This window comes from Paenibacillus donghaensis (genome assembly GCF_002192415.1).
Classification (GTDB): Bacteria; Bacillota; Bacilli; order Paenibacillales; family Paenibacillaceae; genus Paenibacillus_AQ; species Paenibacillus_AQ donghaensis.
This window is the reverse complement of sequence record NZ_CP021780.1, coordinates 8,487,742-8,509,059: the sequence shown is the minus strand read 5'-3', so window position 1 is coordinate 8,509,059 and position 21,318 is coordinate 8,487,742. Positions and strand designations below refer to the sequence as shown.

General features: G+C 53.2%; 23 protein-coding genes. 7 read left to right on the top strand and 16 right to left on the bottom strand.

Annotated elements, in window-relative coordinates:
* Positions 1-9 precede the first annotated feature (9 nt).
* Complete coding sequence (locus B9T62_RS38360; RefSeq protein WP_087920044.1) at positions 10-1,323, bottom strand: ABC transporter substrate-binding protein; 1,314 nt, start codon at positions 1,321-1,323, stop codon at positions 10-12.
* A gap of 246 nt (positions 1,324-1,569) precedes the next feature.
* Between B9T62_RS38360 and B9T62_RS38355 the strand changes: the two genes are divergently transcribed.
* On the top strand, positions 1,570-2,589 hold the full coding sequence (locus B9T62_RS38355) for a LacI family DNA-binding transcriptional regulator (RefSeq protein ID WP_087920043.1): 1,020 nt from the start codon (positions 1,570-1,572) through the stop codon (positions 2,587-2,589).
* A 207-nt stretch (positions 2,590-2,796) separates the two neighbouring features.
* Here B9T62_RS38355 and tatC read toward each other — a convergent pair whose 3' ends face one another.
* The 5 genes from tatC to B9T62_RS38330 all read right to left on the bottom strand — a co-directional run bounded on the left by tatC (position 2,797) and on the right by B9T62_RS38330 (position 5,750).
* A complete protein-coding gene (gene tatC, locus B9T62_RS38350) occupies positions 2,797-3,573 on the bottom strand; it encodes a twin-arginine translocase subunit TatC (RefSeq protein ID WP_087920042.1) in 777 nt (258 codons plus the stop codon).
* 147 nt (positions 3,574-3,720) lie between these two features.
* A complete protein-coding gene (gene tatA, locus B9T62_RS38345) occupies positions 3,721-3,960 on the bottom strand; it encodes a twin-arginine translocase TatA/TatE family subunit (RefSeq protein ID WP_087920041.1) in 240 nt (79 codons plus the stop codon).
* A 169-nt stretch (positions 3,961-4,129) separates the two neighbouring features.
* Positions 4,130-4,615, bottom strand: coding sequence for a MogA/MoaB family molybdenum cofactor biosynthesis protein (locus B9T62_RS38340; protein WP_087920040.1), 486 nt, complete (start codon positions 4,613-4,615; stop codon positions 4,130-4,132).
* A gap of 17 nt (positions 4,616-4,632) precedes the next feature.
* Positions 4,633-5,106 (bottom strand): cyclic pyranopterin monophosphate synthase MoaC, encoded by a 474-nt coding sequence (moaC, locus tag B9T62_RS38335; protein WP_087920039.1) that lies wholly within the window; start codon positions 5,104-5,106, stop codon positions 4,633-4,635.
* A complete protein-coding gene (locus B9T62_RS38330) occupies positions 5,097-5,750 on the bottom strand; it encodes a 5-formyltetrahydrofolate cyclo-ligase (RefSeq protein ID WP_087920038.1) in 654 nt (217 codons plus the stop codon). Before B9T62_RS38330 ends, moaC begins: the two co-directional genes overlap by 10 nt.
* Before the next feature lie 247 nt (positions 5,751-5,997).
* Between B9T62_RS38330 and B9T62_RS38325 the strand changes: the two genes are divergently transcribed.
* Entirely contained in the window at positions 5,998-7,950 is a 1,953-nt protein-coding gene (locus B9T62_RS38325; protein WP_087920037.1) for an ABC-F family ATP-binding cassette domain-containing protein, read from the top strand.
* Between the two features lie 569 nt (positions 7,951-8,519).
* Here B9T62_RS38325 and tsaD read toward each other — a convergent pair.
* The 6 genes from tsaD to B9T62_RS38295 all read right to left on the bottom strand — a co-directional run bounded on the left by tsaD (position 8,520) and on the right by B9T62_RS38295 (position 11,972).
* Positions 8,520-9,578 carry a tRNA (adenosine(37)-N6)-threonylcarbamoyltransferase complex transferase subunit TsaD gene (gene tsaD, locus B9T62_RS38320; RefSeq protein ID WP_087920036.1) on the bottom strand — a complete coding sequence of 353 codons (1,059 nt, stop codon included), beginning with the start codon at positions 9,576-9,578 and terminating at the stop codon, positions 8,520-8,522.
* A complete protein-coding gene (rimI, locus tag B9T62_RS38315) occupies positions 9,575-10,099 on the bottom strand; it encodes a ribosomal protein S18-alanine N-acetyltransferase (protein WP_087920035.1) in 525 nt (174 codons plus the stop codon). Before rimI ends, tsaD begins: the two co-directional genes overlap by 4 nt.
* Positions 10,096-10,908 (bottom strand): tRNA (adenosine(37)-N6)-threonylcarbamoyltransferase complex dimerization subunit type 1 TsaB, encoded by an 813-nt coding sequence (gene tsaB, locus B9T62_RS38310; RefSeq protein ID WP_087920034.1) that lies wholly within the window; start codon positions 10,906-10,908, stop codon positions 10,096-10,098. The genes rimI and tsaB overlap by 4 nt, the downstream gene beginning before the upstream one ends.
* 5 nt (positions 10,909-10,913) lie before the next feature.
* A complete protein-coding gene (gene tsaE / locus B9T62_RS38305; RefSeq protein ID WP_087920033.1) occupies positions 10,914-11,396 on the bottom strand; it encodes a tRNA (adenosine(37)-N6)-threonylcarbamoyltransferase complex ATPase subunit type 1 TsaE in 483 nt (160 codons plus the stop codon).
* Between the two features lie 167 nt (positions 11,397-11,563).
* Positions 11,564-11,749, bottom strand: coding sequence for an H-type small acid-soluble spore protein (locus tag B9T62_RS38300; RefSeq protein WP_087920032.1), 186 nt, complete (start codon positions 11,747-11,749; stop codon positions 11,564-11,566).
* A gap of 28 nt (positions 11,750-11,777) precedes the next feature.
* On the bottom strand, positions 11,778-11,972 hold the full coding sequence (locus B9T62_RS38295; RefSeq protein ID WP_087920031.1) for a hypothetical protein: 195 nt from the start codon (positions 11,970-11,972) through the stop codon (positions 11,778-11,780).
* A gap of 168 nt (positions 11,973-12,140) precedes the next feature.
* On the opposite strand from B9T62_RS38295, the gene ku reads away from it, so the two are divergent.
* Genes ku through ligD form a run of 3 tightly spaced genes read left to right on the top strand, consistent with a single transcriptional unit; the run spans position 12,141 to position 14,998 of the window.
* Positions 12,141-13,112, top strand: coding sequence for a non-homologous end joining protein Ku (gene ku, locus B9T62_RS38290; protein WP_087920030.1), 972 nt, complete (start codon positions 12,141-12,143; stop codon positions 13,110-13,112).
* Between the two features lie 3 nt (positions 13,113-13,115).
* A complete protein-coding gene (locus tag B9T62_RS38285; protein WP_342746143.1) occupies positions 13,116-14,069 on the top strand; it encodes an ATP-dependent DNA ligase in 954 nt (317 codons plus the stop codon).
* Between the two features lie 44 nt (positions 14,070-14,113).
* Positions 14,114-14,998: a non-homologous end-joining DNA ligase gene (ligD, locus tag B9T62_RS38280; protein WP_087920029.1), complete on the top strand. Its 885-nt coding sequence runs from the start codon at positions 14,114-14,116 to the stop codon at positions 14,996-14,998.
* Between the two features lie 168 nt (positions 14,999-15,166).
* On the opposite strand, the gene B9T62_RS38275 is transcribed toward ligD, so the two are convergent.
* Positions 15,167-16,075: a YitT family protein gene (locus B9T62_RS38275; protein WP_087920028.1), complete on the bottom strand. Its 909-nt coding sequence runs from the start codon at positions 16,073-16,075 to the stop codon at positions 15,167-15,169.
* Between the two features lie 169 nt (positions 16,076-16,244).
* Positions 16,245-17,678 carry a cardiolipin synthase gene (gene cls / locus B9T62_RS38270; protein ID WP_087920027.1) on the bottom strand — a complete coding sequence of 478 codons (1,434 nt, stop codon included), beginning with the start codon at positions 17,676-17,678 and terminating at the stop codon, positions 16,245-16,247.
* A gap of 211 nt (positions 17,679-17,889) precedes the next feature.
* Between cls and B9T62_RS38265 the strand changes: the two genes are divergently transcribed.
* Together B9T62_RS38265 and B9T62_RS38260 are read left to right on the top strand one after the other, a co-directional pair.
* Positions 17,890-18,924 (top strand): M23 family metallopeptidase, encoded by a 1,035-nt coding sequence (locus B9T62_RS38265; RefSeq protein WP_087920026.1) that lies wholly within the window; start codon positions 17,890-17,892, stop codon positions 18,922-18,924.
* A gap of 33 nt (positions 18,925-18,957) precedes the next feature.
* Positions 18,958-19,404 carry a bactofilin family protein gene (locus B9T62_RS38260; protein ID WP_087920025.1) on the top strand — a complete coding sequence of 149 codons (447 nt, stop codon included), beginning with the start codon at positions 18,958-18,960 and terminating at the stop codon, positions 19,402-19,404.
* Between the two features lie 4 nt (positions 19,405-19,408).
* Here B9T62_RS38260 and B9T62_RS38255 read toward each other — a convergent pair whose 3' ends face one another.
* Positions 19,409-20,191 (bottom strand): ABC transporter permease, encoded by a 783-nt coding sequence (locus B9T62_RS38255; protein ID WP_087920024.1) that lies wholly within the window; start codon positions 20,189-20,191, stop codon positions 19,409-19,411.
* Positions 20,184-21,110 carry an ABC transporter ATP-binding protein gene (locus B9T62_RS38250; RefSeq protein WP_087920023.1) on the bottom strand — a complete coding sequence of 309 codons (927 nt, stop codon included), beginning with the start codon at positions 21,108-21,110 and terminating at the stop codon, positions 20,184-20,186. Before B9T62_RS38250 ends, B9T62_RS38255 begins: the two co-directional genes overlap by 8 nt.
* Positions 21,111-21,318: the final 208 nt, after the last annotated feature.

Below are 21,318 nucleotides of genomic sequence, written 5' to 3'. Positions count from 1 at the left end.
GAGCCCCCCTTATTTTAGTGCCTCTTCAATAGCTTTCTTCGCATTCTCCCAACCCGTTGTAGGATCGATTTCTCCACGGACAACTTTAGTCCAAGCCTCTTCTCCGAGGATGGTCTGCAGATCATTGAATTTAGGGTTGTCCATTGGAGGAACAGCGTTTGGAACATTCTCCGCATACGGCTTCAGTTCTGGATTCTTATCCAAAATCACTTTAAAGGATTCATTTGTTGATAGATCATCACGTGCTGGTGGCAGTTTGGTTTGTTCGAACCATTTGGCATCGTTATTCGGATCGGAATATACCCATTTAACAAATTCCAGTGCTGCTGCTTGCTGTTCCTTAGTAGCAGAAGCATAAATAACTAACCCCTTGGTATCTGCAAAGGTTTTGGAAGCTTTCGGATCTACACCATCCGGTACCGGAGGCATTGATAATGTATAGTTCTCGTTGTATTTCATCTCAGGGAACTTCTCAGCCCAGTTGGTGAAGGTCCAAGGTCCCAAGTCAATGAACAAGCTGGTGCTTGTCTCAAAAGGATCAGCAACATTTTGAGCTAGAATACCTTTGTTCTTTCGGAGATCATCGACAAATTGGAGTGTAGCTATGCCAGCCTTGTCATCTCCAACGAACTTGTCTCCTTCAATAAACTTATTTCCGTTTGAAGCAGCATTATAGATCATAAAGAAGTCAAACCAACGTTTCCAAGCAGTTGAGGAAGCTAGATCCCCCTTAGCCCAAATGAATTTATCCGGATATTTTGCTTTAAGTTTCGTGTTCAAGGCTAGAATTTCACTGAATGTTTGAGGAGGGGTATCGTACCCAAGCTCTTTTAGAAGATCTAATCTCCAGCCAAACAGCATGGCATTGGAGTAAATCGGAAGCACATATTGATGACCATCCGCAAATTTCCATGGCTCGATCGTACTCGACATCTTACGGGCAGTAATGATATCACTAAAGCCGGTTAAGGTATCCAAAGGCACCAATGCTTTACTTGCTGACAATTGAGCAGCAAATCCGCGATTGATATTCTCTGAGATTGTTGGTGCGCTTCCACCGGCAATAGCTGCCTGAATCGTAGCCTCCGAGCTTGGTGATTCTTTAATCACACTAACATTAATTTTAACCTTGGAATTTTTCAGCTCATACGCTTTGGCCATCTCCTGCCAGTACGCCTGTTGAGTAGGATTGTTCGCCGCCCAGAATTCAATTGTGGTAACTCCGTCAGCTGTTGTGGCTGCATCATTCTTCTTTGAACTGCATCCCGCCAGTATGGAGAATACCATAATGATGGCAATTAGCCCGCAAATATTTCTTTTCATCGATGTTGACCTCCTCTTTCTGTTTAAAACATTTGAATCAATCTTCAGTTTTTGTAACGTTACAAAATAGAATTACAATATAATTGTAAGCGCTTGAATAACCCTATTATTTAACATTACATTTTATTTGTCAACCCCTTAAAATCCTTTGACATACTGGGTGGAAGATTGTGAGTTGTAACGTTACAAAAAATGTTGTAATCTAATGTTAACTTACCAAAACTTGAATACTTGAGGTGTAACGCAATGAAAGAAAAAGTAACGATGCAGGACATTGCCGAACGTTTAAACCTTTCCAAGAACTCCGTTTCGCAAGCATTATCTGGTAAAGCCGGGGTGAGTGAGGAAACTCGCAAATTGATTTTGGAAATAGCGAGTCAAATGGGATATGTGTACTCTTCCACTAACAGAAAATCTTATTCTCCATCTCCAAAGAAAGGCACCATTGCGCTTATTGCCTCGGATTTCGCCTTTTCAATGAAGAGTTTCTTCGGGGAAATCTATTTAATTGTTGAACAAGAGGCTGCTGCCCGAGGAATGAACCTCCAAATCCAATCGATTAGCCAGGGGACGGCAGAGCAATTGCTCATTCCCGCGATAATGCAGAATCAATCCATAGATGGGGTATTGATCTTATCCCACATCACTACCGACTACATTAATTCGATTATCGCAACAGGCAAGCCCACCGTGTTGATCGACCATCATCATCCTTACATCCATGCAGACTCCATCTTAACCAATAACCGTTTCAGTGCTTTCGAAGCTGTCCGATATTTAGCCGAATTAGGTCATAGAAAGATCGGAATACTAACTGACATTTCTTTTTCCCCCAGCTATTATGAACGGTTGGAAGGATTCTTGTTAGCGATGAATGAATTTGGTATTCCTATTCGAGAAGAGTGGATTCTAAGAGACGCTAAGGAAAACGCCAGTTATATATTGAGCGCTATTGAATCGTTAGAAGAACAACCAAGCGCTTGGTTTTGTGTGAATGACGGTCTTTCCTTTTTGCTATGCTCAACGCTCCAGAAGCTTGGAGTGCAGATACCTGGTCAAGTATCTATTGTTAGCTTTGACAATGGATATCTCTCTCAAATGTCTATTCCTACTATCACTACCATGGATGTGAATTTGAAGCTCTACGCCCAGAAAGCGGTAGAGCAGCTTATATGGCGAATGGACCATCCAAATGAGCCCTTCACAGAACTGCTTCTGCCGACAAAGCTACTAATCCGCCAGTCAACTGGACCCGCTCCATACTAAGAAAAAACGGCTTCGCCGTCCTCTGCAAAGCGTATGCTTCCGAAGCAGCGATACTACATATCGCTTTCAGGCATCCGTTTCTGCGAGAAATAGAAGGATAATTTATGGCGTGGAACCTATAAATTCTTATATTTTAAGAAAGCCCCTTTACAGAATCCTAAGATTCTGTAAAGGGGCTTTCTTCAGCTATAGACCAAACTGTCATTTTTAACCTGATTTATGCTGACTATAACGTGCCTCCGCCTCCGCATCGGCAGCAAGCTGCTTGCGGTAGACGAGCGCAGACAGGAATACGCTGAATTCATACAGCACCAGGAGCGGGATCATAACCAGGAAATCCGAGATGAAGTCAGGCGGCGTAATCACCACCGCAATAAACACAAGCACGAAATAGGCATAACGCCGCATTTTTCGCAGACGCAGGGGATTCAGAATTCTGAGCTTGGTCAGAAACATCACCAGCAGCGGCAGCTCGAACAATAAGGCCAGCGGCAGTACCAGACTGAACATGAAGCTGAAATACTGGGCGATGCCATACGTCTCCACCAGTCCCATGCTGCGGGTAATGGATATCGTAAACGAAAGGGCGAGCGGAAACACCACATAATAGGCAAAGGCGATGCCCAGCATAAACAGCACAAACACATAAGGCACATAACGCAGTGCCGCGCTGCGCTCCTCATCCCGCAGGCCCGGACTGACAAAAGCCCACAGCTGATACACAATAAACGGCACGCTGAGCAGCAGCGAGACCGCCATCGCGATCTTCATATACATCCCAATTCCGTCCCAGAAGGAGAAGGCGTGGAGCACAAAGCCTTGTGCCAGATCGGCATGGATCAGGTAATTATAGATTGGCTTGGCACAGAATAATCCGGCGATCAGACCGCCCACAAATACAAGCAGCACATAAATAATCCGTCTGCGCAGCTCGGTCAGATGGTCCACCACTGACATTTTTCCAGAATCAGCTTCCAGCGACATGCTGCCACCCTCCCATGACAATAGTAGAACCGGCCCGGCCGCGCTGTCCTAAGTCAGGGGCAGTATTCCCGGGTAAGGCATACAAAAAAAGGGTGTCCCTGAAGTCTGAACAGACTTAAGACCACCCTCGCATTTCATTCATTCCTGTTATTCCGGCAAGCGTCTCTCCTGCGGAATATCTGCCACGGCAGTCTGCGGGGCTTGCGGCACGGGAGCCTCACTCTTCTTGACCGTATCCGTATCCGCAACCATGTCGCGCGCACCTTCCTTAAATTCCCGGAAAGTCCGTCCAACCGCACGTCCCAGCTCAGGCAGCTTATTCGGCCCAAATAGCAGCAACGCTAAAATGACCAGCAGAATGATTCCCGGTGTACCGATAGTAGGCATGGCGTGTTCCTCCTCAAGGTTTGGATAGAAACTTCATTCCAATCGCTCGTACCCGATCATGGCATTGTGTTCAATAATTTAATAATACCATAACATATGTCACACATCCAAGCGGAAGTGCTGAAACGAAGCGGTATTCAAAAAAAAGGAGGCACAGCATTCCCCATGTCTATTCGCGGAATTGTCCGGTCACCATCAGCAACGCTTCAGGCAGCTGGTCCATAATAGCCGCCAAATTCTCGTGCACGCCCTTCGGTGTGCCGGGCAGATTGACAATCAGCGTACGGCCGCGGATTCCGCAAATTCCCCGGAACAACATCACCGCCCGGTTCTTCTGCATGACTGTGCTGCGCATCGCTTCGGAGAGTCCAGGCACTTCACGTTCAATGACCCGGCGGGTAGCTTCCGGTGTCACATCACGGATCGCCAGATCCGTCCCTCCCGTAGTCAGCACCAGATCGGCCTTGAAATAATCGGTAAGCTCAATCAATGCGGCAATAATCTCATCCTGCTCGTCGGGCACGATCCGGTATTCCACGATCTCGCCGCCAAGCTCTTCCTCTACCAGCTCCCGGATGACCTGGGCGCTCGTGTCTTCCCGTTCGCCCCGGGCCCCTTTATCGCTGGCCGTCAGGATTGCTGTTTTCCACGCCATAGGTTTGTCCTCCTTCTCTATGTATCTAGCGCATAATCCCCGTTCTTGCCTCCACTTTTGGCAACAAGCAGGGTAGGACCAATTACCATGTCCTTCTGTAGAGCCTTGCACATGTCGTACACCGTAAGCGCCACTGCGGAAACTGCAGTCAGCGCCTCCATTTCCACGCCGGTCTTGCCGGTTGTCTTGACAATTGCTTCTATATATAGTTCATCTTCGCTGTTATCGGAGAAGCGGATGTCCACACCGGTAAGCGGCAGCGGATGGCACATCGGAATCCAGTCCGCCGTCTTCTTGGCCGCCATAATTCCGGCGACCTGGGCGACAGCCAGCACATCCCCTTTGCCGATGCTGCCGGCATGGATGGCCGCCAGTGTGGCCGGGGCCATCTTGACCATCGTGCGCGCAGCAGCGGTTCGCTTGGTCACTTCCTTCTCGCTTACATCGACCATACGTGCTCTTCCCTGCCCGTTGAAATGGCTCAGTTCCATGGCTGCTCTCCTTTGCGGCAGTGCAGGATGCCGTCTTCCGTAATCAGCATGTCCATGAAGGCATCATGAGCATCCATCGGCACCTCGGGAACCAGCTGCATGCCGTAAGCCAAACCTATCCACACAGGAGCCGTTTCCCCCGCCTGGACTCTTCTCTGCACGGAAGTCCACAGCCGGTCATAGTAGCCGCGGCCGTATCCGAGGCGGCCGCCGCGTGAATCAAAAGCCAGCCCGGGCACGAATACCACCGCCGGAAGCGGCAGCGCCGCCTGTTGCTCTGGGGACGGTACCCGGTTCTCGGTAATCCGTGGTTCCGGAATACCGTAAGCACCAGGCGCCAGCTCGCTCCATGAAGTCACCTGCTGCACGCTAAGCTCGCCGCTTGCCGATATTACGCGCGGCAGCAGCACCCGAAGCGGCTGCGACCAGGCTGCATTAAGCAGCGGACTCGTATCCAGCTCCGAGCGGAATGACACATAGGCCATCAGCGAAAGGGCCTCCTTGCGCAGCAGCCAGTGCCAGGCATGTTCGCATACATTGGCGGACAACTGCTCCCGCTGCAGCGGAGACAGCCGGTCACGGGCAGCCTGGCGTTCCTTGCGCAGCACCCGCTTGGCTTCTGCAGCAGCTTCATAAGACATCATCGCCCTGCTGCCTCCTTCTATTTTGTGTAACTAATCATCGTATGTAAGATCAGTTTACCACTCTTCTCCCCCGTTCGCCAAGATAGTCGCCCAACCCACTTTCTCCAGCCGAATGGCTTAGGCTTCATTGATCTGTAGAGCTCTCGCACCGGTAACGCTTTTCATGTAAACTATAGAATAAGTATGCAACAGGCCGAGACGCTGGTGCGTCGAAGCGAAATATGCAAGAGGTGGAGGTTTCATCGTTATGCTTCTTCAAGCTACAGGAATTACGAAATCATATGGAATCCAAAGCGTGCTGGACGGCATCAGCCTGCAAGTGAATGAGAAAGAACGTGTAGGTCTGGTCGGCGTCAACGGCGCAGGCAAATCAACCTTTCTGCAGATTATTGCAGGTGAAATGTCCTATGACAGCGGGCAGATTCATAAATCCAAGGAAACGACGATCGGGTATTTAGCCCAGAACAGCGGACTGCAGTCTGACAAAACCATTCATGAGGAGATGCTCGCAGTGTTTGCCCCGCTAATTGAAGCCGAGGCTGAGCTGCGGACGCTGGAAGCCGCTATTGCAGACCCGCGGATGGCGGAAGACCCCAAACGTTACGAGGAGCTGCTGGAGCGGTATGCGGCACGTTCCGACTGGTTTAAAGACAACGGCGGCTATGAGATGAATACCCGTATTCGCAGTGTGCTGCACGGGATGGGCTTTGGCGATTTCGCACCCGATACCCCGATCTCTACTCTGAGTGGCGGGCAGAAGACCCGGCTGGCGCTGGCGCGCATCCTACTTCAGGCCCCGGATCTTCTGATGCTGGATGAACCGACCAACCATCTGGACATTGAGACACTTACCTGGCTGGAGGATTATCTGCGCAGCTATGCCGGTGGAATTCTGGTGGTTTCCCATGACCGTTATTTCCTTGACCGGCTGGTAACCACCATTGTGGAGATCGAGCGCCATGAGTCACGGCGGTACACGGGCAACTACAGCCGCTATATGGAGCTGAAGGCCGCCGAATACGAGATTCGTCTGAAGCAATATGAGAAGCAGCAGGACGAAATCTCGCGGATGGAGGATTTCGTGCAGCGCAACATTGTGCGGGCGTCCACGACCAAGCGGGCGCAGAGCAGACGCAAGGCCCTGGACAAAATGGAGCGGATCGACCGGCCGCTTGGCGTTCTGAAGCGAGCCAGCTTCTCCTTCGAGCCTGATTTCCAATCCGGCAAAGAGGTGCTGCAGGTGCGTGCGGTTAAGGTTGCTTTTAACAAGGACCAGCCACTGTTCCAGAATGCCTCCTTCGAGCTGCGCCGGGGCGAAACCGCGGCACTGATCGGTCCCAACGGCATCGGCAAGTCCACGCTGCTGCAATGTATGATTGGCACCCGGGAGCCGGAAGGCGGAAGTGTGAACTGGGGCACCAAAGTCAAAATCGCCTACTACGATCAGGAGCAGACTTGGCTGAATCCGCGCAACACGGTGATTGAGGAGTTATGGAGCGAATATCCCATGCTGGAGGAAGCCCGAATCCGTACGATCCTCGGCAACTTCCTGTTCAGCGGCGAAGATGTCCAGAAGCGGATCTCAGCACTGAGCGGTGGCGAGAAAGCACGGGTATCCCTGTCCAAACTGATGCTGCGCGGCGCCAACATGCTGATTCTTGATGAGCCTACCAACCATCTCGATCTGGTGAGCCGTGAGGTGCTGGAGGCGGCACTGATGGATTTCGAGGGCACGCTGCTCTTTATCTCCCATGACCGTTATTTCCTGAACAAAATGGCTGAACGTGTGCTGGAGCTGCATCCCCAGGGGATTGATCAGTACCTCGGGAACTACGATGATTATGTCGAGAAGAAAAAGGAATTGGAGGACATGGCGAAGGACGCCGCTGAGTTGGCAGCTGCCACTGCCTCCAGAAATACCGTAAAGGAGCTTGCGCCCGCCGAAAAAGGCACCTCCACCTCCTACGAAGCGGATAAACAGGCCAAACGCGAGGAGCGCAACCGCCAGCGGCGGATCAATGAGCTGGAGGAGAATATCGCCGCTCTGGAGGAAGCCATTGCCCGTGTCGAGAACGAGATGACAAAACCCGAGGTTTATCAGGATTATCTCGCGCTGCAGGATCATGAGCAGGATTTGAAGGCCAAAAAAACGCAGCTTAGCGAGTATTTCAATGAATGGGAAATTCTTGCTGACGAATAGTGTAAATGAGCTGAAAACTTTTTTTGAGACAGTTTGCGATTTGTTCATAAATACTTATCCACAGCTCTATCCACAGAATTCGTGCATAACTCTATGTTTCAAAAGCCCCTTGGGGGCTTTTTTTATGCGATAAATCGCCTTTTTCACTGTCAAGCATTTTTTATCCACGGAACTATCCACATTATCCACAATTTCCACAGTAATTTGTTATTAACTGATGCTTGCCGGTTTCGCTTCAAAAAAGAGCCGTTATTGCTGATTTTACACGGTTTTTACACAACCCGGCCAGAATATGTGGATAACGTTGTCCACATCTTGACAAAAGACGCAGCCCCTCAAAATCCAAGCGTCAAACGCCAAAAAACTCACCCCTAAGCGGAAATATGAGGATTCACCCGCTATATTTGTAAATCCCTTCCTATCTGCTGCGCTTTGATGAATTGCAGCATTAGTTGAGAAGGCTATCTACAAACGGACAGTACAACTATATGCATCCTGCGTGTCCGGATACCAGAAAGAGCACCCTGTCAGCAACAGTTGCTGACGGGATGCTCTTGGATGATTGCTGGTTACTCTATGCTTGCGACAGGCACGGACCACTCTTCAAGCGAGAAGCCGGGGTCAGCAACCATGTCCAGCGGCGTGCCGCCGCTATGCTGCCACTTCACGTAGGCGGCCGCACCAATCATCGCCGCATTGTCGGTACAATAGACCGGCGGCGGAATGATCAGCTCGATCTTCTCCGCCTCGCAGCGGGAGATCAGGGCTGCACGCAGGCCGCCATTGGCGGCAACACCGCCGCACAGCAGCAGCTGGCGCGAGCCGGTGGAGCGCACGGCGCGGATCGCCTTCTCCACCAGCACCTCAACGACGGACTCCTGGAAGCCACGTGCGATGCCCGCAACGTTAGGCTCCAGTCCCTTCATTTTGCTCTGATTCACTACATTCAGCACGGCGGATTTCAATCCGCTGAAGCTGAAATCATAAGAGCCCGGCTCCAGCCAGACCCGCGGAAGCGCCACCGCCTCCGCAGCCTCCCGGGCCAAGCGGTCGACGTGCGGCCCGCCGGGATAAGGGAAGCCCAGGGACCGCGCCACCTTGTCATAGGCTTCGCCTACGGCGTCGTCGCGTGTCCGGCCGATGATCCGGAACACACCCTCCTGCTCCATGCTGACCAGCTCCGTATGTCCGCCCGATACCACCAGCGTCATGTTCGGGTATTTCAGCTCCGCCACCAGCCGGTTGGCATAAATATGACCAGCGATATGATGGGTACCGATCAGCGGCTTGTTCCAGGCAAGCGCCAGGCTTTTGGCCGCCACCACACCAACCAGCAGAGCGCCGACCAACCCCGGCCCCTGGGTAACAGCTACCGCAGTTAGCTGCTGCGGGTGAACACCAGCCTCAGCCAGCGCCTGCTCGATAACCAGGGTCATCACCTCCACATGCTTGCGCGAGGCCACTTCAGGCACTACCCCTCCGAAGGCGCGGTGCGTCTCAATCTGGCTGGAGATAATATTCGAAAGAACCTCACAGCCGTCCTTAACCACAGCTACCGAGGTCTCGTCACAGCTTGTTTCAATTGCCAATATCAGTACAGGCTGAACTTCAGCCATTTCTGTCTTCATCTGGAGTCCACGCTTCCTTCCCTTAACCCTTGCTCGCCGTATGACGGCAGATCGGCCCACATAATCAGCGCATCCTCACGGTTGTCCGAATAATAGCCTTTGCGGGTGCCGGCCGAGCGGAAGCCTTTTTTGCGGTAGAGGTTCTGGGCAACTTCATTGGATACCCGTACTTCCAGCGTAATAGAGATCATGCCGACAAAAGCAGCCGTCTTCATCAGCTCGTCCAGCAGCCGTTCGCCCCATTTACGTCCCCGGTAAGCTTCCAGCAGAGCAATGTTGGTCACATGCGCTTCATCCACAATCGCCCACATTCCGGCATAGCCGATAATCCGGCCTTCCAGCTCCATCACCATATATTTGGCAAAATGGTTGTGGGTCAGCTCATTGCGGAAAGCCTCCTCCGTCCAAGGCATGGTGAAGGCTTCGCGCTCAATAATCAGAATGTCGGGAATGTCCTCCAGCTTCATAGCCCGGAACACCAGCTCCGCATTCAGGTCCTGTCTTGGCTGTGCGCCATTCATGATGGTTTACTGCCCCCTTCGGCGCTTCGCCGCAGATTGGCTTCCGCTTCCGAAAGCTGCGTATAGTTGGGGATCAGACGGTGTACCTCGTCCTGCTCCCCTGCCGCCAGTCTCTTCTCCCCGAGAAATCCGGTCCAGCGGCCTTCAAGCTCATAAGGCACCGTGCGGTGGCTGACCCCCGCCAGCGGCTGCAGCACCTCCGCGCTGCCATGCTGCGCGGTTTCGCCCACGAACCACAGCGTGCCCGGCGCAACGCCTGCCGCTTCCGCCTGCTCCAGCAGCGCTGCCAGCTGCTGCACCCAGTCCGCCATCAGCCGGATGGCGTCCGCTTCCTGACGGCGCGGCGCCCCCGCGCCGTCCGCCACAAACAGCGCCGTGTACACCTGTCCCCGGCGCGCATCCAGCAGCGGAATGACCCAGTCCGGCCCCCGGCCGTCCTTCTCCGCTGCTTCCCCCCGGCGGCCAGCCACCAGGCCGCCCCAGGCCAGTGCCTGCAGGCTGGATACGCCTGCAACCGGAACCTCCCACGCCCAGGCCAGTGTCTTGGCCGCGGTCACGGCAATGCGGGTCCCCGTATAGGAGCCGGGGCCCACACCTACAGATATTCCGCCTAACATCGCGGCGGTGGTACCCGATGCCTGCAGGGCCTGCTCAATAATCGGCAGCAGATGCACGGAATGATTCCGCTCCCCGGAAGCATTAATCTCATGCAGCAGCCTGCCTTCCTCGGTTACGGCAACCCCAAGCACCGCTGTAGAGGTGTCAAGCGCCAAAAGCCGCTTACGCGGCCCGTTATTCTCATTAATCATGTGTCTTAACCCCACTTCTGGATCAGCCCACGGCACAGTTCACCGTAAGGCTCCCCGATTCCGGTAACCGTAATGATCCGCTCGTCCGGTCCGGCATTCTCGATATAGATATGCAGCTGCTGCTGCGGCATCAGCTCTTGTATCAGCTGGCTCCATTCCACCAGGCATACACCCTGCCCGTAGAAATATTCATCCAGTCCAAGCTCGTCCGCTTCCTGAAGCGAGATCCGGTATACATCCATATGATATAGCGGCAGTACCCCTTGATACTCTTTGATAATGGTAAAAGTAGGACTATTTACGATGCCCTTGACGCCCAAGCGGCGGGCGAAGCCCTGCGAGAACGCCGTTTTGCCAGCACCAAGATCACCGTCCAATCCGATCACCATACCTGCCTTAGCGGCGGAGGCAATCTCGGCTGCCAGCAGCTGTGTGGCGGTCAGGCTGCTTGAATGGTAAGTAAACACCGTTTCCACGTTATTATTCAACTGCAGTTCCCACCTTTTGAAGATATCCTAGCTTGTTTACATTAGTTCTAATTATATCGGTATGACACTTCTACCGCAACAACTGTCCGCACACGGAATACCCCCTCAAGCGCCAAAGGCGCGTGGGAGGGTATTCCGGTCATTCCCCGCTAAGCGGAAACCATTCTCTAGTATCCTTGCTCCTCCAGCCGGTCTACCCCGACGGTACGCGTGTTGCCCGGACTGGAGCCTACCTGTACCGTAGCCATGCCGTTCTGCTCGTCTACATGCTCAATCCATACCGACTCTCCATCCAAATGAACCGAAAACATCTCTTTGGAGCTGTATATATCCTTGGCCCGTTTGACATCCATTCTTCTCTTTCGCCTCCTTCAATACGGCTTAATACTCTTCGTCATTGTCCTCTTCCGGTTCCGACAGGTCACCGATGGTAGCGTCCGCATCCAGTCTTTTGGCATCCGCATCGCTTTCATCCGGGTCATCGTCTACAGCTACAATGCGCTCCCAATCCACCGCCAGAGCGGGAATATCCTGTTCACTGAGCGTGTCAACCCAGCCGTTCATCCGCTTACCCATCACTCGCCTCCGCTGCTGTGCTGTTGTCACCCTATATCCGGTTTAGTTGGCTGCTTGCCAAGGTTTATTTTTCCCAATGCAGTCTCCAATAATGTATCTGTTTAGAAATAGGCTCCGCGCCTCATACTAACCGGAAACAGCCATCATTCTATTCAGGAGGTGTTTCTCATGCACACGGTTTGGAAAGGCGCGATCAGCTTCGGTCTGGTCCATGTTCCGGTCAAAATGTTCTCCGCCACCGAGGATAAGGATATTTCCCTGCGTTACATTCACAAGGAGTGTGGCAGTCCGTTGTCTTATGTGCGTAAATGTCCCGTATGCGACAAGGAAGTGGCCTGGGAGGAAATCGGCAAAGGTTACGAATATGAAAAAGGCAAATTCGTGCTGTTTGACAAGGAAGAGCTGGACCAGCTGACCGAGGAGAGCAGCAAAAGTATCACGATTCTCGATTTCGTTGATCTGACCGAGATTGATCCGATCTATTTCCAGAAGACCTATTACCTGTCGCCCGATCAGGCCGGGACCAATGCCTACCGGCTGCTGATGGAAGCGATGCGCCAGAGCGGCAAGATCGGCATTGCCAAAATCTCAATCCGCTCCAAAAGCAGCCTTGCCGCCATCCGGGTATTGGAGGATTGCCTGGCAATCGAAACGATATTCTACCCTGATGAGGTGCGGCCGGTGTCCCAGGTACCCGGACTGCCCGAGCCGGGCATAGTGAACGACAAGGAGCTGGATATGGCCAAGCTGCTGATCTCCCAGCTGTCCACACCGTTTGAACCAGCCAAATATACCGACGATTATCGCCAGCGGATGCAGGATCTGATCTCCCATAAGGTATCCGGGAAGGAATTCCATATTGCGCCTGCGCGCCAGGAGAGCAATGTGATTGATCTGATGGCCGCGCTGCAGGCCAGTATTGAGGCAGTCCAGCATATCCCCACCGACCCCGGAACCGCTCCGGCCGTCGGCGCCAAGAACAAAGCTGCGGGTGCAGCCGCCAAAAAAACAGCCAAACCCAAAACCAAAGCAGCGCCTGCCGCTTCGGCGCCCCCTGCAGGCGAAGGCACGGGACCGATCCCAGTGATTGCGCCCAAGCCCAAACGCCGCAGCACCCGCACCAAAGAAACCGGGGCTTAGGTTATGCCCATGAAGCTGCAGCCGATCACGCCTTTCGAGCCTATATTGGCGGCACGGCTGCCGGAAGGCAACCAGTGGATTGCCCAGATCAAGTGGGACGGCGTCCGCATGCTGTCCTACTGTGACGGCGATTCCACAGAACTGATCAACCGGCGCGGCAACCGCCGCACCTCACAGTATCCGGAGCTTGCTGTGCAGTCCAGCTACTTCCGGGCTGGCTCCGCCATCCTGGACGGGGAGATCATTGCCTTGAAGGAGGGCAAGCCCTCCTTCCATGAGGTGATGCGGCGCGACAGCCTGAGGAGCAGCAGCGCCATCGAAGCGGTGATTCCGCAAGTTCCGGTAATCTACATGATATTTGACTTGCTCTATTGTGATGGAGAGTGGCTGACGGGTCTGCCGTTATCGCAGCGGCAGCAGCAGCTGAACGAACGGCTGCTGCCTCATCCCCATGTTCAGGGTGTGCCGAGCTACACTGACCCTGCCCAGTTGTACGCCGCTGCCGTCAAAGCGAAGCTGGAAGGAATCGTAATCAAGGATATCGGCAGTACCTATGCGCTTGGCGGCAAAGACAAGCGCTGGCAGAAGTGCAAGCTGATCTCTGACCTTACCGCCGTTGCCGGAGGCGTCACCTTCCGGGACGGAATTGTAAATGCGCTGCTGCTGGGCCTGTACGGCGGGGACGGGCAGCTGCATTACATCGGCCATGCCGGCTCCGGTAGACTGACGGCAGCGGACTGGAGAGAACTGACTGCACAGGTGCTGCAGCTTGCAGAAGACCAAATGCCCTTTGCCACCATACCGCAGCGGGCCAAGGGAGCCTTCTGGGTGAAGCCGCTGCTAGTGTTCAAGATTCATTACCTGGAATGGAATGCCTCCGGTACGCTGCGCCAGCCGGTCATTCAAGCGAGGGTCGATCTCCCTCCGTCGTCTTGCCGCTTGGAGCAGAGGAGCTAGTATCCCGTATTATTGTCCCACCCACTTAAGGAAGGAGGACTGTTATGCCGGCAACGATCAAAGGTTCAATCACCGTGGACGGCCATGAAATTGCTGTAACCAATCCCGAGAAGCTGCTCTGGCCGGAGTGCGGAATTACCAAACGGATCTATCTGCAGAAGCTGGCCGCGCTCTCTCCTTATCTGTTGCCCTATTGCCGGGACCGGCTGCTGACAGTGATCCGCTATCCTCACGGGGTGGGGGGGATGTCGTTCTATCAGAAGAATGCGCCAGAGCCGCTCCCTCCATTCGTGCGGACCGCCAGTCAGGACAATATTACCTATATCCTGCTGCAGGAGCTGCCGGAGCTGCTCTGGTTGGGCAACCTGGCCGCGCTGGAGTTCCATCCCTCCCTGCATTATGCCGGCAGCAGTCTGCCTTGCGAATGGATGATTGACCTGGACCCCTCCATGGACGTGGAGCCGCGGATTATGGAGGCTGCCGCCATCGTTGGCGGGGTCCTGAAATCGCTTGGCCTCCAGTCCGTTCCCAAGACCTCGGGCGCAACGGGCGTCCAGATCATCGTTCCCGTCAGCCCCGGAGTCACCTTCGAGGGGCTGCGCCGGATCGGCCATTTCGTCGGCCGGTTCGTGGCAGAGAAACATCCCGGCCTGTTCACCCTGGAGCGGCTCAAAAAAAACCGCGGCGACAAAATCTATTTCGATTATCTGCAGCATTACGGAGGCAAAACCCTGGCCGCGCCGTATACTCCCCGCGCCCGGCCGCTGGCCACGGTCTCCACACCGCTGCTGTGGGAGGAAGTGGAGCGGAATGTCTCCCCGCTGGATTTCCACCTGCTGAACATCGAAGAACGGCTGCGTTCGGTGGGCGAGCTGATCGGGAAGCTGCCTCCCCAGCCTGTAGAGGATGTCATTGCCCGCTTGCCATAGCGCAGCAATAAGCCCGCAGCATGAATTCCGCTGCGGGCTTATTGGACGTCCTGGTTCGGGACAGAAGGTACTATATAGGGAAATACGGCATCCTCAACCGTATTTAATGCTCGATCGTTCGTAAATATACCTTCTTTCAGTTAGGGGCACTAGTAGCTCAGGGCCGTGCTAATGGATGGATTTCTTCTTGAAGCGTCCGCCCTTGACATCATGGATATTGCCGATGGCCACGAAGGCATCAGAGTCCCAATCCTCCACAATCGTTTTGAGCTTGGCTTCCTCCAGCCGCGTAATGACAACGAAGATAACCTTCTTTTCGTCACCGGAGAACCCGCCTTCTCCGTCCAGATAAGTGACGCCGCGCCCGAGGCGTTCCGTCAGAGCTTCTCCGATATCACGGAATTTATCGCTGATGATCCAAACCGATTTCGATTGATCCAGACCTTCCAGCGTAACATCAATCAACTTAAAGGCAATATAATAGGCAATCAATGAGAACATGGCATTGTTCCAGCCGAATACAAAGCCCGCGCCGGATAGAATAAACAGGTTGAAGAACATGACTACTTCGCCTACGGAGAACGGAAGTTTCTTGCTGACCAGAATCGCTACGATCTCAGTCCCGTCCAGCGATCCGCCATACCGTACCACCAGCCCGACTCCCACGCCCAGGATTACCCCTCCAAAGACGGCGGCCAGCAGCGGTTCAACAGTAATCGGATTCACAGGATGCAGCAGATAGGTTCCGATCGACATCAGCACGACTGCAAAAAGAGTGGACAAAGCAAAGGTCTTGCCAATCTGCTTGTAGCCAATTACCAGGAACGGCAGGTTGAGCAGTGTTAGCAATATTCCCAGGGGGATGTCAAAAAGATGGGAAAGCATAATGGAAATACCGGTAATCCCGCCGTCAATCAGGCTGTTGGGTACCAAGAATATCTCCAGAGCGACTGACATCATGGCTGATCCTATAATGATCATGATAACCCGCTGCGCCAGCTTTGCGGTTCTGATAGCTCCGGATTTCTGCGGCTTGTGCTGTTCTTCCTTGGTAAATATTTGTTGACTTACAGTCATAGAACTCCCCCTATAATAACAGTGTAATTTGAAATATACGGAAGTATACTTGCACGCTATACTTACTGACATTTCTGCTTATTCACTTTATTATATCATAAAAACGGCTTAAATAAGGAGCCGATTGGCTACGTTCGTTCGAAAAGTTCAGCTTTTGTCACCTTTTCTATCATAAGAGCGGTGACAACAGCTGACAGAGCCCTTCCAGGAGCTTGACACCCCTTCCTCTCTCCCTGAACCGGTAAGGGTCAATATATTCACAGTGCTTCAGGTCCTGCTGGAATCCGGCAGCCAGCTGCTCCACTTTGCCCGGCTCCAGCAGAACTGCCGACAGCTCGAAGTTGGAATAGAAGCTGCGCATATCCAGATTGGCACTGCCCACCGAAGCCAGCAGGCCGTCGGCTATCATTACTTTGGCATGCATGAATCCCTTGGTATATTTGTAGAACTTCACACCCGCATCCTGCAGGTTGTCCATATAGGCATGGGAAGCATAATGGACCAGCTTGTGGTCGGGGATGGCAGGGACAATGATTTTTACATCCACCCCCCGGAGCACAGCGCTCTTGAGCGCCCGACAGATGCTGGAATCCGGAATGAAATACGGCGTAGTAATCCATATCCGCTGCCTGGCGGCGCACAGAGCGGCAAAATACATCTCCTGCGATGCATCCAGATCGCCATCCGGACCGCTCTTGACAATCTGTACGGCTTCAAGTGCTGTGCATGTATGCTTCGGGAACAGACGCGGGTGGCTCATACCCTCTCCAGTGGCCAGTCTCCAGTCCTTCAGGAAAGTAAATTGCAGATAATATACGGCGTCCCCTTCCAGCCGCACATGCGTATCGCGCCAAAAGCCCATTTTGGGGTCCTTGCCCAAATAATCATCTCCGATATTCATCCCGCCGGTGAAGCCGATCAGGCCGTCAACCACCAGGATTTTGCGGTGATTACGGTAGTTAAAGCGGCGGTCCAGCAGCGAACTAAGCGGGGGAAGGAAAAAATGCAGCTCAACCCCCGCCTGACGCAAGGTGTGGATAAACCGGCGGCTCATCGTTCCGCGGCTGCCCAGACCGTCGCAGAGCAGACGCACCTTAACACCCTGGCGCGCTTTGCGTATCATCAGGTCCTGAAATTGTTCTCCAATCTCATCGTCACGGAAAATATAAAATTCCAGATGAATATGCTCTTGGGCAGCTTCCATCACCTTCAGCATTTCTTCATACGCCTCTTCAGCACTGCTGAGCAGCTGGCTGCGATTATGCCCCGTAACCGGGCTTTCGGCAAGTCTGCCCAGCAGCGTCAGCAGCCCCACGTTCTGCTCGAACTGTGGGTTTCCGGTATCCGCAGACACTTTTACAATCCGGCTACGGTTCAAGACATGCATATCGATCTCCCGAAACAACGTCTGGCATCTCCTGTCTACTAAGCGGCCGTGCCTGTAATCACGCCCCAGAAAGTAATAGAACACCAGACCCAGCGGAGGACAGCATAGGGTGATGGATAGCCAGGCTACCGCTCTTTGCGGACGGCGGAACTCACAACATATAATTATGGCGAACTGAATGAACATCAGAATAAGTAGAATTGCAACCACCTTCACTCCACCACCTCCTAAGAAATAGAAACCTCCCGCATCGCCTAGATACAGGTTTTGCCGTAACTCTCTTTCTTTATTCAAACAAACGTTGTCATGTTCCTGAAAGAGACCGAATACATAGAGTAGTAAGACCCCCCGTGATTAGCCTGATTCGGAGGACTTGATAGTCCAAGTATCACAGAGGCGGCTGCAGAAGCCGCAGGAAGGAGAAGCCATGAAGAGTCAAACCGATCATAACCGGATCACACTGCTCGTCGTCAGGGAAGCCGGGCGTCCGGTCAGACAGCTTCAGCTATCCAAGCCGCTCGCTTTGGCCCTGCCGGCCGTAGCCGTTCTTTCTCTCTCCAGTCTGGTCACGTCCATGCATTTTCATGCCTCGCAGTCGATATCGCAGCTGGAAGCGGAGGCCGCTGCACTTACCCTTACCAATCTGAAGATGGAAATGAAGGTCGCAGACAAGGATCAGGATCTGCTGCAGCTGCGCAGTCAGGTTACCGATCTGTCGGAAGAGGCCGAAACGATCAAAGACAAGCTTCGAAGTGTCAGCGAGCTGGAACAGCAGCTCCAGACGCTGATTGACACCAGCAAGGGGGAGGTTTCGGGCGATTCGGCAGCCAGCGGAACTTCAGCCTCGGGCAGTGTGGATACAGATCAGATGGGCGGTGAGTATATCGCTGTTCACCAGCAGGAAACGCTGCATCTGGCACAAGTTACCAAGGACGACTTCGCAGAGATACGCACACTGCTGGACGAGATGATGAACAGCATTACCGCTACTATCACCGAGGCCAAGGAGGCCAACGAAGCCAAGGCCAACCTGGAGGCCAAGAAAATCCAGGCCGAGAAGCAGCGGCTGCTGCCTGCTGTCATCTGGCCGACTAAGTCCAAGGTAATGACCTCCAGCTTCGGCTACCGTACCGACCCCTTCAAGGGTTCCTCCGCTTTTCACTCTGGGATCGATATTGCCGGCAGCATCGGGGACCCTGTCTACGCCGCTATGGAAGGTGAAGTGACGGCTGTCGACCAGCAGGGAGCACGCGGCAAGTATATTATCCTGAAGCATCCGAACGGGCTGGAGACCTGGTATATGCATTTAAGCGGCATGCTCGTCTCCCCTGGCGACACCGTCCAGAAGGGAGAGAAGATTGGTCTCTTAGGCAGCACCGGACGCAGCACGGGCCCTCATCTTCATTTCCAGGTCGTCAAGCACAACAAGACAGTCAATCCGTTAACTTACGTCAAACCTTAAATATTCATTATCAAGAAAAAGGAGGAATGCAGTATGTGGAAGCGAGGACAATCGCTGGGGGCTTACAGGCCAACGGATTCATTGATTGGTCATGGGGGAACATTGGAGGGCAAGGTGCATTGTGATACCAACCTGCGGATTGAGGGGACCTTCAGCGGTGAGATTGTGTGCAGCGGCACGGTAACGGTAGGCGAGCAAGGAACCGTACGTTCCAGCATTCATGCAGAGGAAGTAATCATTGCGGGTAAAGTGTTCGGCGATGTAACGGCACAGCGGCGGCTGATTATGGCCGAAACCGGACAGCTGCAAGGTAATATTCAGGCACAGAGCCTTACCATTCACGAGGGCAGCCTGATTAACGGCTCCATTGAGATGCATGAACAGCCCGCCCCGGACACAGCGGGCGGGCTGGACAACTCTATAGCGGACAAGGCCAATTCACGGGCCTCCGCCAAGCAGAGCACGCTGGAAGCCGGTTAAGGAATTAGGCAGCTACGTCTCTTTTGCGGAACACAATCCAGGCAACGGCCAGAAACAACACATAATAAGCAGCCAGCACACCCACGGCAAAGCCCAGCGTGGAGCCTCCCACAGTATCCGTCAGCAAATAGCTGCGCAGATCCATATGACTGAAGATCAGATATCTCGCCCACTCAAACCGGTCCGGGTTAAAGATGGCCACGAAGATGTCCTTGGCGAACATAATAAACATGGACAGACCAATCGCCAGCCCGCTGGCACGAAATACGCTTGATACCATAAAGGCAAGCGCCGTGGTCACGAACAGATCCACATATCGGCACAGAATCTCCATAAACGCATATTCAGCCGGAGTCCAGGAAGCAGCATCCGTGATTCCCCCTGAAGTGGAGGACGAGAACAGGTATGACGCGCCTAAACCAAAAGCGATCAATACGGCTGTACTCAGCAAGCTGAACAGCACTACCGAAAGGTATTTCGAGAGCAGGATTTTGGAGCGGCTCCACGGGCGGATCAACAGCAGCTTCACGGTTCCCCAGGTGAATTCGCCCGCCACGGAGTCCGCAGCAACCACTACGGTAAAGATGGTGACCAGAAAGAAGGACACGCTGGTGGTCGTCTGGAAATTGCTCCATAATCCGATTGTGCTCTCGCCATCACTTGTGAAATATACCAATACAGGCAGCAGCGTACTCATAGCGGCCACAATCAACAGCATAATCCATGTGCGGATACGTCTGTAGATTTTGATATTCTCATTATGTATGAGCGATACAAAATTACCCAATGCCTTCACCTCCAGTAACCTCAAAGAATTGATCCTCCAGCGACCGCGACAGTGACTTAATGCTGTACACCTTAAGACCGGCCGCAACCAGCTTGGCATTCAGCTCGGCAATTTCCTCACGTTCCGCCTCAATAACCAGGCCGCCGCTCTTAAAGATACCACGGCCTATCACGGACAAAGCCGCCTGCGGGTCATCCACCTCGAATAAAGTCTCGCCCATCGGCATCGTCTTGCTTCCCACCACTTTGAGCTGCTTCACATCCAGCAGTCGCCCGTTCTGAATAATAGCTACACTGTCACACATCAGTTCCATCTCGGAGAGCAGATGGCTCGATACGAATACGGTTGTTCCTTCCTCATGGCATAGGCGGCGCAGATAGTCACGCAGCTCGCGTATCCCCTGCGGGTCCAGGCCGTTCGTAGGCTCGTCCAGAATCAACAGCTTCGGCCGGTGCAGCAAGGCCTGGGCTACCCCGAGTCTCTGCCTCATCCCCAGCGAATAAGTCTTCACCTTGTCATTAATTCTTCCTGTCAGTCCTACCAGTTCCACTACCTCGGCCATCCGTTCTTTCGTGATGCCCGGCACCATCCGCGCATATTGGCGCAGATTCTGGTAGCCGCTAAGAAATTTGTACATTTCTGGATTCTCGACGATGGCTCCTACATTGGCAATAGCTTCTTCGAATTGGGTTCTAATACTGCTTCCGCAGATCAGAATGTCTCCCCGGCTGATCGAGATCAGACCGACCATCATGCGGATAGTTGTGGTTTTGCCTGCACCGTTGGGTCCCAGAAACCCGAAGATTTGACCTGGCGGAATATCCAGCGTCAGATCATTGACCAATGTTTTGGAGCCCATCTTCTTGGTGATACCCTGTAAGCGGGCTACAGGCTCCTGCGGGTTTGCCTTATTCGGCATACTCTCACTTCCTTTCCATCTTTCATATTTTAGCACATTTACCCTTTTTACCGAAAATCACCCTGTCTTTCAGGTATCCCGGATACCTGAATATTAACCACAATCGTACTCCATCGCTCAGAACGTTGCGGACAATACAAGCAAAAGGACCTGGCCATACCGCAAGCGGGAGAGGGTCAAGTCCTTAAGCGTTACTATTATTATTCGT

What these genes read in the sequence shown, in the direction of transcription:
- B9T62_RS38285 (WP_342746143.1), top strand. Translation starts at nt 13,116, where the DNA reads ATGCCCATGAAGCTGCAGCCGATCACGCCTTTCGAGCCTATATTGGCG.
- moaC (WP_087920039.1), bottom strand. Translation starts at nt 5,106, where the DNA reads ATGGAACTGAGCCATTTCAACGGGCAGGGAAGAGCACGTATGGTCGAT.
- tsaB (WP_087920034.1), bottom strand. Translation starts at nt 10,908, where the DNA reads ATGATTAATGAGAATAACGGGCCGCGTAAGCGGCTTTTGGCGCTTGAC.
- tatA (WP_087920041.1), bottom strand. Translation starts at nt 3,960, where the DNA reads ATGCCTACTATCGGTACACCGGGAATCATTCTGCTGGTCATTTTAGCG.
- B9T62_RS38265 (WP_087920026.1), top strand. Translation starts at nt 17,890, where the DNA reads ATGAAGAGTCAAACCGATCATAACCGGATCACACTGCTCGTCGTCAGG.
- rimI (WP_087920035.1), bottom strand. Translation starts at nt 10,099, where the DNA reads ATGAATGGCGCACAGCCAAGACAGGACCTGAATGCGGAGCTGGTGTTC.
- ku (WP_087920030.1), top strand. Translation starts at nt 12,141, where the DNA reads ATGCACACGGTTTGGAAAGGCGCGATCAGCTTCGGTCTGGTCCATGTT.
- B9T62_RS38275 (WP_087920028.1), bottom strand. Translation starts at nt 16,075, where the DNA reads ATGACTGTAAGTCAACAAATATTTACCAAGGAAGAACAGCACAAGCCG.
- tatC (WP_087920042.1), bottom strand. Translation starts at nt 3,573, where the DNA reads ATGTCGCTGGAAGCTGATTCTGGAAAAATGTCAGTGGTGGACCATCTG.
- B9T62_RS38295 (WP_087920031.1), bottom strand. Translation starts at nt 11,972, where the DNA reads ATGGGTAAGCGGATGAACGGCTGGGTTGACACGCTCAGTGAACAGGAT.
- B9T62_RS38300 (WP_087920032.1), bottom strand. Translation starts at nt 11,749, where the DNA reads ATGGATGTCAAACGGGCCAAGGATATATACAGCTCCAAAGAGATGTTT.
- ligD (WP_087920029.1), top strand. Translation starts at nt 14,114, where the DNA reads ATGCCGGCAACGATCAAAGGTTCAATCACCGTGGACGGCCATGAAATT.
- B9T62_RS38360 (WP_087920044.1), bottom strand. Translation starts at nt 1,323, where the DNA reads ATGAAAAGAAATATTTGCGGGCTAATTGCCATCATTATGGTATTCTCC.
- B9T62_RS38260 (WP_087920025.1), top strand. Translation starts at nt 18,958, where the DNA reads ATGTGGAAGCGAGGACAATCGCTGGGGGCTTACAGGCCAACGGATTCA.
- B9T62_RS38340 (WP_087920040.1), bottom strand. Translation starts at nt 4,615, where the DNA reads ATGGCGTGGAAAACAGCAATCCTGACGGCCAGCGATAAAGGGGCCCGG.
- B9T62_RS38330 (WP_087920038.1), bottom strand. Translation starts at nt 5,750, where the DNA reads ATGATGTCTTATGAAGCTGCTGCAGAAGCCAAGCGGGTGCTGCGCAAG.
- tsaD (WP_087920036.1), bottom strand. Translation starts at nt 9,578, where the DNA reads ATGAAGACAGAAATGGCTGAAGTTCAGCCTGTACTGATATTGGCAATT.
- B9T62_RS38355 (WP_087920043.1), top strand. Translation starts at nt 1,570, where the DNA reads ATGAAAGAAAAAGTAACGATGCAGGACATTGCCGAACGTTTAAACCTT.
- B9T62_RS38325 (WP_087920037.1), top strand. Translation starts at nt 5,998, where the DNA reads ATGCTTCTTCAAGCTACAGGAATTACGAAATCATATGGAATCCAAAGC.
- B9T62_RS38250 (WP_087920023.1), bottom strand. Translation starts at nt 21,110, where the DNA reads ATGCCGAATAAGGCAAACCCGCAGGAGCCTGTAGCCCGCTTACAGGGT.